Source organism: Dellaglioa sp. CoH-55-MRSF-9 (assembly GCF_056782155.1).
Genome location: NZ_JBXAYG010000138.1, coordinates 1 through 251, shown reverse-complemented (window position 1 = coordinate 251; position 251 = coordinate 1). Strand labels below are relative to the sequence as shown.

The 251-nt window shown below is 64.5% G+C and carries 1 protein-coding gene; it reads left to right on the top strand.

Features of this window, described 5'->3' with window-relative positions; genetic code table 11:
• The coding region (locus AC1RPV_RS08090) for a PTS mannitol transporter subunit IIA (RefSeq protein ID WP_481764250.1) at window positions 1-238 on the top strand (238 nt) is incomplete at its 5' end.
• Between the last annotated feature and the right edge of the window lie 13 nt (window positions 239-251).

The following is a 251-nucleotide window of genomic DNA, read 5'->3' as shown; positions in this document are numbered from 1 at the left end:
CGAGTCCAAGGACGAGATCGTGCGTTCGGCGCTCTCCTTCATCCGCTACTCCTCGCCGCTCGACTGGGGCGGCGAGGAGGTGCGGTTCGTCGTGGGCATCGCCGGGAAGAACAACGAGCACCTCGACATCCTGAGCAAGATCGCCATCCTCTTCTCGGAGGAGGACGATGTGCAGCAGCTCATCGACGCACCGGACGCGGACGCTCTGTTCGCGCTGCTCGGCGACGTCAACGACTGAGGGGGAACTCGCA